General features: G+C 65.1%; 12 protein-coding genes, 1 tRNA gene and 1 pseudogene. All 14 read left to right on the plus strand.

What is annotated here, in order from left to right; all coding sequences use genetic code 11:
- Positions 1-97: pseudogene (locus BMZ45_RS20920) on the plus strand (elongation factor Tu); the annotation flags it as partial.
- A gap of 123 nt (positions 98-220) precedes the next feature.
- Positions 221-296, plus strand: a tRNA-Trp gene (locus BMZ45_RS20925).
- A 93-nt stretch (positions 297-389) separates the two neighbouring features.
- Positions 390-764 (plus strand): preprotein translocase subunit SecE, encoded by a 375-nt coding sequence (gene secE, locus BMZ45_RS20930; protein ID WP_091638451.1) that lies wholly within the window; start codon positions 390-392, stop codon positions 762-764.
- 4 nt (positions 765-768) lie between these two features.
- Positions 769-1,338, plus strand: a complete 570-nt coding sequence (nusG, locus tag BMZ45_RS20935; RefSeq protein WP_056183347.1) for a transcription termination/antitermination protein NusG — start codon at positions 769-771, stop codon at positions 1,336-1,338.
- 205 nt (positions 1,339-1,543) lie between these two features.
- Positions 1,544-1,972 carry a 50S ribosomal protein L11 gene (rplK, locus tag BMZ45_RS20940; RefSeq protein WP_091638452.1) on the plus strand — a complete coding sequence of 143 codons (429 nt, stop codon included), beginning with the start codon at positions 1,544-1,546 and terminating at the stop codon, positions 1,970-1,972.
- Between the two features lie 3 nt (positions 1,973-1,975).
- Positions 1,976-2,674 (plus strand): 50S ribosomal protein L1, encoded by a 699-nt coding sequence (rplA, locus tag BMZ45_RS20945; RefSeq protein ID WP_055902452.1) that lies wholly within the window; start codon positions 1,976-1,978, stop codon positions 2,672-2,674.
- A gap of 396 nt (positions 2,675-3,070) precedes the next feature.
- The gene (rplJ, locus tag BMZ45_RS20950; RefSeq protein ID WP_057160015.1) at positions 3,071-3,601 is read left to right on the plus strand and encodes a 50S ribosomal protein L10; all 531 of its coding nucleotides are present in this window, start codon (positions 3,071-3,073) and stop codon (positions 3,599-3,601) included.
- Between the two features lie 67 nt (positions 3,602-3,668).
- Positions 3,669-4,043: a 50S ribosomal protein L7/L12 gene (rplL, locus tag BMZ45_RS20955; protein ID WP_056183343.1), complete on the plus strand. Its 375-nt coding sequence runs from the start codon at positions 3,669-3,671 to the stop codon at positions 4,041-4,043.
- 271 nt (positions 4,044-4,314) lie between these two features.
- A complete protein-coding gene (gene rpoB / locus BMZ45_RS20960) occupies positions 4,315-8,466 on the plus strand; it encodes a DNA-directed RNA polymerase subunit beta (RefSeq protein ID WP_091638453.1) in 4,152 nt (1,383 codons plus the stop codon).
- A gap of 108 nt (positions 8,467-8,574) precedes the next feature.
- Complete coding sequence (gene rpoC, locus BMZ45_RS20965) at positions 8,575-12,822, plus strand: DNA-directed RNA polymerase subunit beta' (RefSeq protein WP_091638454.1); 4,248 nt, start codon at positions 8,575-8,577, stop codon at positions 12,820-12,822.
- Positions 12,823-13,182: 360 nt separating this feature from the next.
- Positions 13,183-13,557 (plus strand): 30S ribosomal protein S12, encoded by a 375-nt coding sequence (gene rpsL / locus BMZ45_RS20970; RefSeq protein WP_036115437.1) that lies wholly within the window; start codon positions 13,183-13,185, stop codon positions 13,555-13,557.
- Positions 13,558-13,640: 83 nt separating this feature from the next.
- On the plus strand, positions 13,641-14,108 hold the full coding sequence (gene rpsG / locus BMZ45_RS20975; RefSeq protein WP_055902462.1) for a 30S ribosomal protein S7: 468 nt from the start codon (positions 13,641-13,643) through the stop codon (positions 14,106-14,108).
- A gap of 150 nt (positions 14,109-14,258) precedes the next feature.
- The gene (gene fusA, locus BMZ45_RS20980; RefSeq protein ID WP_091638455.1) at positions 14,259-16,379 is read left to right on the plus strand and encodes an elongation factor G; all 2,121 of its coding nucleotides are present in this window, start codon (positions 14,259-14,261) and stop codon (positions 16,377-16,379) included.
- Between the two features lie 159 nt (positions 16,380-16,538).
- On the plus strand, positions 16,539-16,639 hold a 101-nt coding region (locus BMZ45_RS20985), incomplete at its 3' end, for a GTP-binding protein (protein WP_031270842.1).

Here is a 16,639-nt window from a genome sequence, read left to right on the forward strand (position 1 = left end):
GATCAACCCGGTGGCGATGGACGACGGCCTGCGCTTCGCGATCCGCGAAGGCGGTCGTACGGTCGGCGCCGGCGTGGTGGCGAAGATCATCAAGTAAGATCTCAGCGACGGTCGCAAGGCCGTCGCGAGCCGCGAACGGCGGGCCGGTAAGCACGGTCCGCCTTCGCTGTTTAGAGGAAACCGAGTCTTGCGGGACTCCCGCGGGCCGGTTCGAAGCAATACGCCAGTAGCTCAATTGGCAGAGCAGCGGTCTCCAAAACCGCAGGTTGGGGGTTCGAGTCCCTCCTGGCGTGCCACCTAGGCAATGCGGATCCCTCCGCGCAAGCCCGGCCCCGTGGTCGGACTTTCACCAAGAAGGCGGCTGCGCAAGCGCCCCCGCGATGGAACGGATGAACAGCAAGGTCGAACAACACGGTTCTGCGTCCGCAGGCGACTTCGTCAAGTACGCCCTGGCGGTGCTTCTGGTCGCTGGCGGCGTGTTCGCGTTCTACTGGTTCGATTGGGCCACCGCGCTGCGCGCGCTGGTCGTGGTCGTCGGTCTGGTCGCCGGCATCGGCGTGTTCCTGACCACCGCCAAGGGCCACCAGACGCTCGAGTTCCTGTCCGAGTCGCGTTTCGAGTTGCGCAAGGTGGTCTGGCCGACCCGCCAGGAAGCCATGCGCACCACCTGGGTAGTGATGATCGCGGTCGCGATCCTCAGCCTGATCCTGGCCGGCTTCGATCTGATCATCGCCGAACTGGTCAAACTGATTTTGGGGCACTGAGGCAATGACCGAAGTACATAAGCGCTGGTACGTCGTTCACGCCTACTCCGGCTTCGAGAAGTCGGTGGCGCAGGCGCTGCGCGATCGCATCGTGCGTTTCGAGATGCAGGAGCGCTTCGGCGACGTCCTGGTTCCGACCGAGGAAGTGGTCGAGATGCGCTCCGGCCAGAAGCGCCGTTCCGAGCGCAAGTTCTTCCCGGGCTACGTGCTGGTCCAGATCGCCACCCACGACGAAGCCGGTATCCCGCGCATCGACAGCGAAAGCTGGCACCTGATCAAGGAAACCCCGAAGGTCATGGGCTTCATCGGCGGCACCGCCGACCGTCCGCTGCCGATCCAGGACCGCGAGGCGGACATGATCCTGCAGCGCGTTCAGGATGGCGTCGAGAAGCCCAAGCCCAAGGTCCTGTTCGAGCCCGGCGAGATGGTCCGCGTCATCGACGGTCCGTTCGTGGACTTCAACGGCGTGGTCGAGGAAATCAACTACGACAAGAGCCGCCTGCGCGTGGCGGTGCTGATTTTCGGCCGCTCGACCCCGGTCGAGCTCGAGTTCGGCCAGGTCGAGAAGGCCTGACCGGGGCTCCGGCGCCCTCCAGCAGGGTTCCGGAAAGCCTGCTATACTTTCCGGCTGCGCAGCCCAGGGCGCGCACCGAACCAGGAAACCGCAGCCGCCGCAAGGCGGCTGTCGGCGTCTGAAAAAAACGTGAAGCCGGGACACGTGATATTCCCGGTCCGATGGGGAGCCTGAGACCCAGGCGCTTGCACCCGGAGAGAAGAAGATGGCTAAGAAAGTAGTTGGTTACATCAAGCTGCAGGTGAAGGCCGGTCAGGCCAATCCGTCGCCGCCGGTGGGCCCCGCCCTCGGTCAGCGCGGCCTCAACATCATGGAGTTCTGCAAGGCGTTCAACGCCGCGACCTCCAAGCTGGAGCCGGGTCTTCCGACCCCGGTGATCATCACCGCGTACTCCGACCGTACCTTCACCTTCATCACCAAGAGCACCCCGGCTTCGGTGCTGCTGAAGAAGGCCGCCGGCATCAGCTCGGGCTCCAAGCGCCCGAACACCGAGAAGGTCGGCAAGGTCACCCGTAAGCAGCTCGAGGACATCGCCAAGGCGAAGGAAGCCGACCTGACGGCGGCCGACCTGGACGCGGCGGTGAAGACGATTGCGGGTTCGGCCCGCAGCATGGGTCTCGTGGTGGAGGGCTAAGACATGGCGATCAGCAAGCGCGAAAAAGCAATCAAGGCCGCCGTGGTCCCGGGTAAGGCCTACGCCTTCGACGAGGCCATCAAGATCGTGAAGACCGCGACCAAGGCGAAGTTCGTCGAGTCCGTCGACGTCGCCGTGCGTCTGGGCGTGGACGCCAAGAAGTCCGACCAGCAGGTGCGCGGTTCGACCGTGCTGCCGGCCGGTACCGGCAAGTCCGTGCGCGTGGCGGTGTTCGCCCCCGCGGGCGCCAAGGCCGACGAGGCCCTGGCCGCCGGCGCCGAGGCCGTCGGTATGGACGACCTGGCCGAGAAGATGCAGGCCGGCGACCTGAACTACGACGTCGTCATCGCGACGCCGGACGCCATGCGCGTGGTCGGTAAGCTCGGCCAGGTGCTGGGCCCGCGCGGCCTGATGCCGAACCCGAAGGTCGGCACCGTCTCGCCGAACCCGGCCGAAGCGGTCAAGAACGCCAAGGGCGGCCAGGTGCGTTACCGCACCGACAAGGCCGGCATCATCCACTGCACCATCGGCAAGGCTTCGTTCGAAGACGCCTCGCTGAAGGACAACCTGCAGGCGCTGCTGCTGGACCTGATCAAGGCCAAGCCGTCGACCGCCAAGGGTCAGTACCTGCAGAAGATCTCGATCAGCTCGACCATGGGCCCCGGCGTGACCGTGGACCAGGCGTCGCTGGCGCTCAAGTAAGAAACAAATAGGAGTGAGTGCGGGGAAGTGAGGAGTGAGCGAAAAGCCAAGTTCGCTCCTACTCGTTTCTCACTGTTCTCGTCTCACTCCTAGATTTTTGAGGGCATCGCCAGGGGCCAGTCCCCGAACGAAGCCGTCAAAGACCGCAGGCGCGGTCAGCGCGTATCGACGACGGGCACGGAAGCTCGGTTTGGCAAGGAGTCGCCGTCGGTACTAGCGGGATCGCTTAATTCGGACTCTTCGGAGCCGGGCCCGCGCAGATGGTGCCGCCCTACTGAAACCTTTCAGGAAAGGCCACCACCCGGGACGCCCCAGGCGTCCCCGGCGCCAAGGACAGGTGCCGCTCAGGACCGCAAGCGGCAGGAGCCGTAAGCGGAGTTCACAAGAGGAGTGTTTATGGCTCTTAATCTGTCTCAGAAGCAAGAAGTAGTCGCCGAGCTGGCAGAAGTCGCCGCGAAGGCTCACTCCTTGGTTGCTGCCGAGTACGCGGGCACGACGGTCGCTCAGATGACCGCCATGCGCAAGAAGGCTCGTGAAACCGGTGTGTACTTGCGTGTCGTCAAGAACACCCTGGCTTCCCGCGCCGTGGCTGGTACCGAATACGAGTGCGCCCAAGACGCCCTCGTCGGTCCGCTGCTGTACGCGTTCTCGACGGAAGAACCCGGCGCTGCCGGGCGTCTGATCAAGGAATTCGCCAAGGGCAACGACAAGCTGCAGGCCAAGGTGGTCGCCATGGGCGGCCAGCTGTACCCGGGCAGCCACGTCGAAGTGCTGGCCTCGTTGCCGACCCGCGAGCAGGCCCTGGCCATGCTGGCGCGCGTCCTCGCCGAACCCGCAAGCATGTTCGCCCGCGCCGTCAAGGCCGTGGCCGACAAGCAAGGCGGCGGCGAAGCCGCACCGGCCGAAGCCGAAGCGGAAACGGCGTAATCGCCGTTCGCTCAGCGAATACCTACTGAACCGATTCGTAAGATCAATTTCCTAAAAGGTTAATCACATGTCCCTGTCCAACGAACAGATCGTCGACGCCATCGCCGAGAAGACCCTTCTCGAAGTGATGGAGCTGGTCAAGGCGATCGAAGAGAAGTTCGGCGTCTCCGCCGCCGCCCCGATCGTCGCTTCGGCCGGCCCGGCCGTCGCCGCCGCCCCGGTCGAAGAGCAGACCGAGTTCAACGTCATCCTGAAGGCCGCCGGCGAGAAGAAGGTCGAGGTCATCAAGGCCGTCCGTGCCATCACCGGCCTGGGCCTGAAGGAAGCGAAGGACCTGGTCGAAGGCGCTCCGCAGACCGTGAAGGAAGCCGCTTCGAAGGAAGAGTCCGAGAAGATGAAGAAGGACCTCGAGGCCGCTGGCGCGACCGTCGAAGTGAAGTAAGTTGCATCGCGTCGCCGGATTCATCCTGGCGACCACCTGAGGCTGGGGACGAAAGTCCCCGGCCTTTGGCCGTTGTTGGAATATCGGAAACAAAGTCCCGAGTTGGCAGTCGGAAGTAGCGGGAGAAGGCGTGCTGGTGCCGGCAATACCAGCGACTTCCCACTGTCAGTTCTTCGTTCCCTCTGGGTTTGCGGTCGCGGACGCGCGATCTGCCCGAAGCGCCGCAACGGCGTGTCGAAAACCCACCAGAAAACCGAGGCGGTAGCTCACCATGACGTACTCGTTCACCGAAAAGAAGCGCATCCGCAAGGACTTCGGCAAGCGCAAGTCGATTCTCGAAGTGCCTTTCCTGCTGGCCATCCAGGTCGACTCCTACCGCGAATTCCTGCAGGAGAACACCGAGCCGAGCAAGCGCGCCGATCGCGGCCTGCATGCGGCCCTGAAGTCGGTGTTCCCGATCTCCAGCTACAGCGGCAACGCCGCCCTCGAATACGTCGGCTACAAGCTCGGCGATCCGGCGTTCGACGAGCGCGAGTGCCGTAACCGCGGCCTCAGCTACGGCGCCCCGCTGCGCGTGACCGTGCGCCTGGTGATCTACGACCGCGAGTCGTCGACCAAGGCCATCAAGTACGTGAAGGAGCAGGAGGTCTACATGGGCGAGATTCCGCTCATGACCGACAACGGCACCTTCATCGTCAACGGCACCGAGCGCGTCATCGTCTCGCAGCTGCACCGTTCGCCGGGCGTGTTCTTCGACCACGACCGCGGCAAGACCCACAGCTCGGGCAAGCTGCTGTACAGCGCCCGCATCATCCCGTACCGCGGCTCCTGGCTGGACTTCGAGTTCGACCCGAAGGACGCGCTGTTCACCCGTATCGACCGCCGCCGCAAGCTGCCGGTCACCGTGCTGCTGCGCGCGCTCGGCTACAACAACGAAGAGATGCTCGCGCAGTTCTTCGAGATCAACACCTTCCACATCGATCCGAAGGAAGGCGTCCAGCTCGAGCTGATCCCCGAGCGCCTGCGCGGCGAGACCCTCAACTTCGACCTCGCCGACGGCGACAAGGTCATCGTCGAGGCCGGCCGACGCATCACTGCGCGCCACGTCAAGCAGCTCGAGCAGGCCGGCGTCGCCGCCCTGGCCGTGCCGGACGAGTACCTGGTCGGCCGCATCCTGTCGCACGACGTCGTCGACGCCAAGACCGGCGAACTGCTGGCCTCGGCCAACGACGAGATCAGCGACGACCAGCTGGCCGCGTTCCGCAAGGCCGGTATCGACACCGTCGGCACGATCTGGGTCAACGACCTCGACCGCGGTCCGTACCTGTCCAACACCCTGCGCATCGATCCGTCCAAGACGCAGCTGGAAGCGCTGGTCGAGATCTACCGCATGATGCGTCCGGGCGAGCCGCCGACCAAGGACGCCGCGCAGAACCTGTTCCACAACCTGTTCTTCACCTTCGAACGCTACGACCTGTCGGGCGTCGGCCGGATGAAGTTCAACCGTCGCATCGGCCGCAAGGAAACCACCGGCGCCTCGGTGCTGTACGACGCCAAGTACTTCGCCGAGCGCAAGGACGAAGAGTCCGCGCGCCTGCGCAATGAGCTGGGCGACACCTCCGACATCCTGGACGTGATCCGCGTCCTGACCGAGATCCGCAACGGTCGCGGCACCGTCGACGACATCGACCACCTCGGCAACCGCCGCGTGCGTTCGGTCGGCGAAATGGCCGAGAACGTGTTCCGCGTGGGCCTGGTCCGCGTCGAGCGCGCGGTCAAGGAGCGCCTGTCGATGGCCGAGTCCGAAGGCCTGACCCCGCAGGAGCTGATCAACGCCAAGCCGGTGGCCGCCGCGATCAAGGAGTTCTTCGGCTCCTCGCAGCTGTCGCAGTTCATGGACCAGAACAACCCGCTGTCGGAAGTCACGCACAAGCGTCGCGTGTCGGCCCTCGGCCCGGGCGGTCTGACCCGCGAGCGCGCCGGCTTCGAAGTGCGCGACGTGCACCCGACCCATTACGGCCGCGTCTGCACCATCGAGACGCCGGAAGGCCCGAACATCGGCCTGATCAACTCGCTGGCCGTGTTCGCCCGCACCAACAAGTACGGCTTCCTCGAGACGCCGTACCGCAAGGTCGTGGACGGCAAGGTCACCGACGACATCGAGTTCCTGTCGGCGATCGAAGAGAACGAGTACGTCATCGCCCAGGCCAACGCGACCCAGGACGACAAGGGCGCGATGACCGACCAGTTCGTGGCCTGCCGCTACCAGGGCGAGTCGCTGCTGAAGCCGCCGAGCGAAATCCACTACATGGACGTCTCGCCGATGCAGACCGTGTCGGTCGCGGCGGCGCTGGTTCCGTTCCTCGAGCACGACGACGCCAACCGCGCGCTGATGGGCGCGAACATGCAGCGTCAGGCCGTTCCGACCCTGCGTAGCCAGAAGCCGCTGGTCGGCACCGGCATCGAGCGCGCCGTGGCGCGCGACTCGGGCGTGACCGTGAACGCCCTGCGTGGCGGCGTGATCGAACAGATCGACGCCGGCCGCATCGTGGTCAAGGTCAACGAGGACGAGATCACCGACGTCACCGACGCCGGCGTCGACATCTACAACCTGATCAAGTACACGCGTTCGAACCAGAACACCTGTATCAACCAGACTCCGCTGGTGAAGGTGGGCAACGTGATCGCCCGCGGCGACGTGCTGGCCGACGGTCCCTCGACCGACATCGGCGAGCTCGCGCTCGGCCAGAACATGCTGGTCGCGTTCATGCCGTGGAACGGCTACAACTTCGAAGACTCGATCCTGCTCTCCGAGCGCGTGGTCGAAGAGGATCGCTACACCACGATCCACATCGAAGAGCTGACCTGCGTCGCCCGCGACACCAAGCTGGGGCCGGAGGAAATCTCGGCCGACATCCCGAACGTCTCCGAGCAGGCCCTGAACCGCCTCGACGAGTCCGGCGTGGTCTACATCGGCGCCGAAGTGCGCGCCGGCGATATCCTGGTCGGCAAGGTCACGCCCAAGGGCGAGTCGCAGCTGACTCCGGAAGAGAAGCTGCTGCGCGCGATCTTCGGCGAGAAGGCCTCCGACGTTAAGGACAGCTCGCTGCGCGTGCCCCCGGGCATGGACGGCACCGTCATCGACGTGCAGGTCTTCACCCGCGACGGCATCGAGAAGGACAAGCGCGCGCGCCAGATCGAGGAATCCGAGATCAAGCGCGTCAAGAAGGACTTCGACGATCAGTTCCGCATCCTCGAGAGCGCGATCTACGCCCGCCTGCGTTCGCAGCTGGTCGGCAAGGTCGCCAACGGCGGCGCCGGCCTGAAGAAGGGCGACGTCATCACCGAGGCGTTCCTCGCCGGCCTGAAGAAGTCCGAGTGGTTCACCCTGCGCATGAAGGACGACGAGGCGATCGACGCCATCGAGCGCGCCCAGAAGCAGATCGACACCCACGAGAAGGAATTCGAGCGCCGCTTCACCGACAAGCGTTCGAAGATCACCCAGGGCGACGACCTCGCGCCGGGCGTGCTGAAGATGGTGAAGGTGTTCCTGGCCGTTAAGCGCCGCATCCAGCCGGGCGACAAGATGGCCGGCCGTCACGGCAACAAGGGCGTGGTCTCGACCATCGTTCCGGTCGAGGACATGCCGTACGCCGCCGACGGTCAGACCGTCGACATCGTGCTGAACCCGCTGGGCGTGCCGTCGCGTATGAACATCGGCCAGATCCTCGAGGTGCATCTGGGCTGGGCCGCCAAGGGCCTGGGTCAGAAGATCCAGCGCATGCTGGAAGCTCAGCAGAAGATCGCCGAGCTGCGCAAGTTCCTCGACGAGATCTACAACCACGACCAGAAGGTGCATGGTCAGCGCGTGGACCTGAAGCAGTTCAGCGACGAAGAGCTGCTGACGCTGGCCCACAACCTGACCGACGGCGTGCCGATGGCGACGCCGGTGTTCGACGGCGCGGCCGAAGTCGAGATCAAGCGCATGCTGGAACTGGCCGAACTGCCGAGCAGCGGTCAGACCATCCTGCACGACGGTCGTACCGGCGAGGCGTTCGAGCGTCCGGTCACCATCGGCTACATGCACATGCTGAAGCTGAACCACCTCGTCGACGACAAGATGCACGCGCGTTCGACCGGTCCGTACTCGCTCGTCACCCAGCAGCCGCTGGGCGGCAAGGCGCAGTTCGGCGGCCAGCGTTTCGGCGAAATGGAAGTCTGGGCGCTGGAAGCCTACGGCGCGGCCTACACCCTGCAGGAAATGCTGACGGTGAAGTCCGACGACGTGCAGGGCCGCAACCAGATGTACAAGAACATCGTCGACGGCGAGTACGAGATGGTCGCCGGCATGCCGGAGTCCTTCAACGTGCTGGTGAAGGAAATCCGCTCGCTCGCGATCAACATGGAGCTGGAAGAGAACTGAGGACAGCCGGACTCCGGACCCGGGCGAGGGCGCTGAAGCGACCCTGGCCCGACCGGATCTCCAGAACCGACGTTCCCCTTTCTCTATCCCGATTCCCGGAGAGTTCAAATGAAAGACTTGCTCAACCTCTTCAACCAGCAGCGCCCCGCGCTGGACTTCGACGCGATCAAGATCGCGCTGGCTTCGCCCGACCTGATCCGTTCGTGGTCGTTCGGTGAAGTGAAGAAGCCGGAAACCATCAACTACCGTACCTTCAAGCCCGAGCGCGACGGCCTGTTCTGCGCCGCGATCTTCGGACCGATCAAGGACTACGAGTGCCTGTGCGGCAAGTACAAGCGCATGAAGCACCGTGGCGTGGTCTGCGAGAAGTGCGGTACCGAGGTCACTCTGGCCAAGGTCCGTCGCGAGCGTATGGGTCACATCGACCTGGCCTCGCCGGTCGCCCACATCTGGTTCCTCAAGTCGCTGCCGTCGCGTATCGGCCTGATGCTGGACATGACCCTGCGCGACATCGAGCGCATCCTGTACTTCGAAGCCTACGTCGTCACCGAGCCGGGCCTGACCCCGCTCGAGCGCGGCAACCTGCTGACCGAAGAGCAGTTCCTGCAGGCGCGCCAGGAGCACGGCGACGACTTCGAGGCCGCGATGGGCGCCGAGGCGGTCTACGACCTGCTGCGCACGATCGACCTCCAGGCCGAGATGATCCAGCTGAAGGAAGAGATCGCCTCGACCAACAGCGAAACCAAGCTCAAGCGCCTCACCAAGCGCATCAAGCTGGTCGAAGCCTTCCTCGAGTCGGGCAACCGCCCCGAGTGGATGGTCATGACCGTGCTGCCGGTGCTGCCGCCGGATCTGCGTCCGCTGGTCCCGCTGGACGGCGGCCGCTTCGCGACCTCCGACCTGAACGACCTGTACCGCCGCGTCATCAACCGCAACAACCGTCTGCGTCGCCTGCTCGAGCTCAACGCGCCCGACATCATCGTGCGCAACGAGAAGCGCATGCTGCAGGAGTCGGTCGACGCCCTGATGGACAACGGCCGTCGCGGCCGCGCCATCACCGGCACCAACAAGCGCCCGCTCAAGTCGCTGGCCGACATGATCAAGGGCAAGCAGGGCCGGTTCCGCCAGAACCTGCTCGGCAAGCGCGTGGACTACTCGGGCCGTTCGGTCATCGTGGTCGGTCCGACCCTGCGCCTGCACGAGTGCGGCCTGCCGAAGAAGATGGCGCTGGAGCTGTTCAAGCCCTTCATCTTCGCCAAGCTGCAGCGTCGCGGCCTGGCCACCACGATCAAGGCCGCCAAGAAGCTGGTCGAGCGTGAAGAGGCCGAGGTGTGGGACATCCTCGAAGAGGTGATCCGCGAGCACCCGGTGCTGCTGAACCGCGCCCCGACCCTGCACCGTCTGGGCATCCAGGCGTTCGAGCCGGTCCTGATCGAAGGTAAGGCCATCCAGCTGCACCCGCTGGTCTGTACCGCGTTCAACGCCGACTTCGACGGCGACCAGATGGCCGTGCACGTCCCGCTGAGCCTCGAGGCCCAGCTGGAAGCGCGCGCCCTGATGATGGCGTCGAACAACATCCTGTCGCCCGCCAACGGCGAGCCGATCATCGTGCCGTCGCAGGACGTGGTGCTGGGCCTGTACTACATGACCCGCGCCCTCGAGAACAAGATGGGCGAAGGCATGGCGTTCGCCAACGTGGCCGAAGTCAAGCGCGCCTACGACAACCGCGTCGTGCAGATCCACGCCAAGGTCAAGGTCCGCATCAGCGAGACCGTGGTCAACGAGGACGGCACCCGCACGCCGAAGACCTCGATCGTCGACACCACCGTCGGCCGCGCCCTGCTGCGCGAGATCCTGCCGGACGGCCTGCCGTTCGCGCTGGCCAACACCGAGCTGACCAAGAAGAACATCTCGCGCCTGATCAACAGCTGCTACCGCATGCTGGGCCTGAAGGACACGGTCGTGTTCGCCGACAAGCTGATGTACACCGGCTTCGCCTACGCGACCCGCGCCGGCGTCTCGATCGGCATCGACGACATGATCATCCCGAAGGAAAAGGAAGGCATCGTCGCCGAGGCCGAAGGGGAAGTGCTGGAAATCCAGCAGCAGTACCAGTCGGGCCTGGTCACCGCCGGCGAGCGCTACAACAAGGTCGTCGACATCTGGTCGCGCACCAACGAACGCGTCGCCAAGGCGATGATGGACGCGATCGGCACCGATCACATCACCAACGCCAAGGGCGAGGCCGTCGACCAGAAGTCGATGAACTCGCTGTACATCATGGCCGACTCGGGCGCCCGCGGTTCGCAGGCGCAGATCCGTCAGCTGGCCGGTATGCGCGGCCTGATGGCGCGTCCGGACGGCTCGATCATCGAGACGCCCATCAAGGCGAACTTCCGCGAAGGCCTGAACGTGCAGGAGTACTTCAACTCCACGCACGGTGCCCGTAAGGGTCTGGCCGACACCGCGCTCAAGACCGCGAACTCGGGTTACCTGACCCGTCGTCTGGTCGACGTGGCGCAGGACGTGGTGATCACCGAAACCGACTGCGGCACCGTCGAGGGTCTGATGATGACCCCGATCGTCGAAGGCGGCGACGTGGTCGAGCCCTTGCGCGATCGCGTGCTGGGCCGTGTCGTGGCCGAGGACGTGTTCCTGCCGGGCAACGACGAGGATCCGATCGTCACCCGCAACACCCTGCTCGACGAAGCCTGGGTGGCCAAGCTCGAGGACGCCAGCGTCCAGTCGATCAAGGTCCGCTCGACCATCACCTGCGAAAGCGCCTTCGGCGTGTGCGCGCACTGCTACGGTCGCGACCTCGGCCGCGGCCACCTAGTCAACCACGGCGAAGCGGTCGGCGTCGTCGCCGCTCAGTCGATCGGCGAGCCCGGCACGCAGCTGACCATGCGTACGTTCCACATCGGCGGCGCGGCTTCGCGTGCGGCGGCGATCGACAACGTCACGGTCAAGACCACCGGTTCGATCAAGTTCAACAACCTCAAGCACGTCGCGCACGCCAACGGCCACCTGGTCGCGGTGTCGCGTTCGGGCGAACTGTCGGTCCTCGACCCGCACGGCCGCGAGCGCGAGCGCTACAAGCTGCCCTACGGCGCCACCATCAGCGTCAAGGACGCCGCCGAGATCAAGGCCGGCCAGCAGGTCGCGAACTGGGATCCGCATAACCACCCGATCGTGTCGGAAGTGGCGGGCTTCATCCGCTTCGTCGATTTCGTCGACGGCGTGACCGTCATCGAGAAGACCGACGACCTGACCGGCCTGGCCTCGCGCGAGATCACCGATCCGAAGCGTCGCGGCTCGCAGGGCAAGGACCTGCGTCCGGTCGTGCGCATCGTCGACAAGAACGGCAAGGACCTGTCGATTCCGGGCACCGATCTGCCGGCGCAGTACCTGCTGCCGCCGCGTTCGATCGTCAACCTGCAGGACGGCGCCCCGGTGGGCGTGGGCGACGTGGTCGCCAAGATCCCGCAGGAAGCCTCCAAGACCCGCGACATCACCGGCGGTCTGCCGCGCGTGGCCGACCTGTTCGAGGCGCGCAAGCCCAAGGACCCGGCCGTGCTGGCCGAGCGTTCGGGCATCGTCTCGTTCGGTAAGGACACCAAGGGCAAGCAGCGCCTGATCATCAAGGACACCGACGGCAACGAGCACGAAGAGCTGATCCCGAAGTACCGCCAGATCATCGTGTTCGAAGGCGAGCACGTGGAGAAGGGCGAGACCGTGGTGGACGGCGAGCCGAGCCCGCAGGACATCCTGCGCCTGCTCGGCGTGGAGCCCCTGGCCGTGTACCTGACCAAGGAAATCCAGGACGTCTACCGCCTGCAGGGCGTGAAGATCAACGACAAGCACATCGAAGTGATCGTCCGTCAGATGCTGCGCAAGGTCGAAATCACCGACCAGGGCGACAGCAAGTTCCTGCACGGCGAGCAGATCGAGCGTCAGCGCTTCGTCGAGGAGAACGCCCGCCTGCTGGCGCGCAACGAGATCCCGGCCAAGTACGAGCCGGTCCTGCTGGGCATCACCAAGGCCTCGCTGGCGACCGAATCGTTCATCTCGGCCGCGTCGTTCCAGGAGACCACCCGCGTCCTGACCGAGGCCGCCGTGCGCGGTACCCGCGACGGCCTGCGCGGTCTGAAGGAAAACGTGATCGTGGGTCGCCTGATCCCGGCCGGCACCGGCCTGGCGTACCACACCCAGCGCCGCAAGAACGCCTCGGGTCTGACCGACTCGGAGATGGAGGCGCTGTCCGGCCCGGTCGCCGTGGCGGTCGAGGTTCCGGCCCCGGTCGTCGTCGAGGCCGAAGTCGCAGCCGAGACCGGCGACGAGTCCAGCGCCTCCTGAGGCCTGGACCCGGGTTCCGACCCTCTCCCGTGCGCGGGGGAGGGCGGGCCGCCGGTCGGCGCTGGCACACTGGCGCCAAGTAACGTATAGTTGGCAGTTCGGACTGTCCCTCGGGACGTCCCAGATCACGAAAAGAGGCGCACGGAGCGCCTCGTGTTCGGTCCAGGGCAGGGCGGGATCGCAGGTAGTAGAACGGCTGTGCCACGCGGAAACCCCGCGGCGGGCGGCTGTTCCGATAGCTCGCGTTGACGGTAACGTCGAACGCGGGCTATACTTTTTCGTCTCGGTGGGCCGGTTTTGCCGGCTTGCCGTTTGCTTCTCAACGTAGTGGCCTCACCGCCCCTCACCAAAGAGTTCCTGATGGCAACGATCAATCAGCTCGTCCGCAAGCCGCGGCAGGCGACCACCTACAAGAGCGCCTCGCCGGCGCTCGCGAACTGCCCGCAGCGTCGCGGCGTTTGCACCCGCGTGTACACCACCACCCCGAAGAAGCCGAACTCGGCGCTGCGTAAGGTGGCCAAGGTTCGTCTGACCAACGGTTACGAGGTCATCTCGTACATCGGCGGCGAAGGCCACAACCTGCAGGAGCACAGCGTGGTGCTGATCCGCGGCGGCCGAGTCAAGGACCTGCCGGGCGTGCGCTACCACACCGTTCGCGGCTCGCTCGACGCCGCCGGTGTCGCCAAGCGTCGCCAGAGCCGTTCCAAGTACGGCGCGAAGCGTCCGAAGTCCTAAGCGCGTAGCTGCCCAGGCGCGCGCCCCAAGGCGCCGCCGCCCGCAAGCACGTCTGTCAAGAATCACGAGAATAGGTACGCACCATGTCGCGTAAAGGTTCCACCCCGCAGCGTTCGGTCCTGCCCGATCCCAAGCACGGCAGCGAGACGATCGCGCGCTTCATCAATATGGTCATGCAGAGCGGCAAGAAGTCCGTCGCCGAGAAGATCGTCTACGGCGCCATGGACGTGATCGGGGAGAAGAACCCGAACGCGCTCGAGCTGGTCGAAAAGGCCCTCGGCAACGTCTCGCCCGCGGTCGAAGTGAAGTCGCGTCGCGTCGGCGGCGCCACCTACCAGGTGCCGGTCGAAGTGCGTTCGTCGCGCCGTATGGCCCTGGCGATGCGTTGGCTGATCGAGTCGGCGCGCAAGCGCGGCGAGAACACCATGCCGCGCAAGCTCGCCGCCGAACTGCTCGACGCCTCGGAAAACCGCGGCGGCGCGATCAAGAAGCGCGAAGAAACCCACCGTATGGCGGAAGCGAACAAGGCGTTCGCCCACTACCGCTGGTGATCCGAGCGCCCCAGGGCACCTGAGCGGTGCCCGGGCCTCAGCAGCGCGTCGCGCGCTGCCGCGGCGGCGTAATGGCCGCCTAGCGAACCGGAGGCCGCCCACGAGGCGGCGTCCGGCCATCTGGAATTCGAAAACTTACGAGAGGGTCCCGTGGCTCGCACCACTCCCATCGAGCGTTACCGCAACTTCGGCATCATGGCCCACATCGACGCGGGCAAAACCACGACGTCCGAACGTATCCTTTTCTACACCGGCGTCAGCCACAAGATCGGCGAAGTGCACGAAGGTGCCGCGACGATGGACTGGATGGAGCAGGAGCAGGAGCGCGGCATCACCATCACTTCCGCCGCGACCACCGCGTTCTGGAAGGGCATGGACAAGTCCCTGCCGGAGCACCGCTTCAACATCATCGACACCCCCGGACACGTCGACTTCACCATCGAAGTCGAGCGCTCGCTGCGCGTGCTCGACGGCGCGGTGTTCGTGCTGTGCGCCGTGGGCGGCGTGCAGCCGCAGTCGGAGACCGTGTGGCGCCAGGCCAACAAGTACTCCGTGCCGCGCATGGCGTTCGTCAACAAGATGGACCGCACCGGCGCCAACTTCGACAAGGTCGTTGAGCAGCTGAAGGCCCGTCTGGGCGCCTACGCCGTGCCGATGCAGGTGCCGATCGGCGCCGAAGAAGGCTTCGAGGGCGTGGTCGACCTGCTCAAGATGAAGGCGATCCATTGGGACGTCGCGTCCCAGGGCACCAAGTTCGAGTACCGCGACATCCCGGCCGACCTGCAGTCGAAGGCCGAGGAAGCGCGCGCGTTCATGGTCGAAGCCGCGGCGGAAGCCTCGGAAGAGCTCATGGACAAGTACCTCAACGAGGGCGAGCTGACCGAGGAAGAGATCATCGCCGGTCTGCGTGCGCGCACCCTGCGCGTCGAGATCGTGCCGGTGTTCTGCGGTTCGGCGTTCAAGAACAAGGGCGTGCAGGCCATGCTCGACGGCGTGATCAACCTGCTGCCGTCGCCGTCCGACCGTCCGCCGGTTCCGGGCATCGACGAGGACGAGAAGGAAGACAGCCGCAAGGCGTCCGACACCGAGCCGTTCTCGGCGCTGGCGTTCAAGATCATGACCGACCCGTTCGTGGGCTCGCTGACCTTCTTCCGCGTCTACTCGGGCGTGTTGAATTCGGGCGACCAGGTGTACAACCCGGTCAAGTCGAAGAAGGAACGCGTCGGCCGCATCCTGCAGATGCACGCCAACCAGCGCGACGAAATCAAGGAAGTCCGCGCCGGCGACATCGCCGCGGCCGTGGGCCTGAAGGACGTGACCACCGGCGACACGCTGTGCGCGCAGGATCACATCATCACCCTCGAGCGCATGGTCTTCCCGGAGCCCGTCATCTCGATGGCGGTGGAGCCGAAGACCAAGTCGGACCAGGAAAAGATGGGCATCGCCCTGGGCCGTCTGGCGCAGGAAGATCCCTCGTTCCGCGTCCGCACCGACGAAGAATCGGGCCAGACCATCATCGCCGGCATGGGCGAGCTGCACCTGGACATCCTCGTCGACCGCATGAAGCGCGAGTTCAACGTCGAAGCCAACGTCGGCAAGCCGCAGGTGGCCTACCGCGAGACGATCCGCAAGTCGGACGTCAAGTCGGACTACAAGCACGCCAAGCAGTCCGGCGGTAAGGGTCAGTACGGTCACGTCGTGATCGAGCTGTCGCCGATGAACGAGAAGGACCGCGCCAACGAGGACGTCGAGAACGATTTCCTGTTCGTCAACGACATCACCGGCGGCGTGATTCCGAAGGAATTCATCCCGGCGATCGAGAAGGGCCTGCGCGAAACCATCACCAGCGGTCCGCTGGCCGGCTTCCCGGTCGTGGGCGTCAAGGTCAAGTTGGTGTTCGGCTCGTACCACGACGTCGACTCGTCGGAAATGGCGTTCAAGCTGGCCGCGTCGATGGCGTTCAAGGAAGGTTTCCGCAAGGCCGATCCGGTCCTGCTGGAGCCGATGATGAAGGTCGAAGTCGTGACGCCGGAAGAGTACGTCGGCGACGTGATGGGCGACTTGAGCCGCCGTCGCGGCCTGTTGCAGGGCCAGGACGACACGCCGTCGGGCAAGACCATCAACGCGATGGTTCCGCTGGGCGAAATGTTCGGTTACGCGACCACCATCCGTTCGCTGACCCAGGGCCGCGCCACCTTCACGATGGAATTCGATCACTACGCCGAGGCGCCGAACAACATCGCCGAAGCCGTGATCAAGAAGGGCAGCTGATCGCCGGACTCGGGGGCTGGATCCGGATTCGCGAGAATCCGCCGGCTCCCGAACTTCGCATCGGTACCCGATCGAGCGCAGCTTTAGTAAGGGATTGGGCGGCCGTCATCGCCAATCCCAAATCCCGAATCACGAATCACAGAACTTGAGAGAGACATCATGGCTAAGGGTAAATTCGAGCGCACCAAGCCGCACGTGAACGTGGGCACCATCGGCCACGTGGACCACGGCAAGACCACGCTGACCGCAGCGCTGACGAA

This window comes from Lysobacter sp. cf310, from assembly GCF_900114355.1.
Classification (GTDB): Bacteria; Pseudomonadota; Gammaproteobacteria; order Xanthomonadales; family Xanthomonadaceae; genus Lysobacter.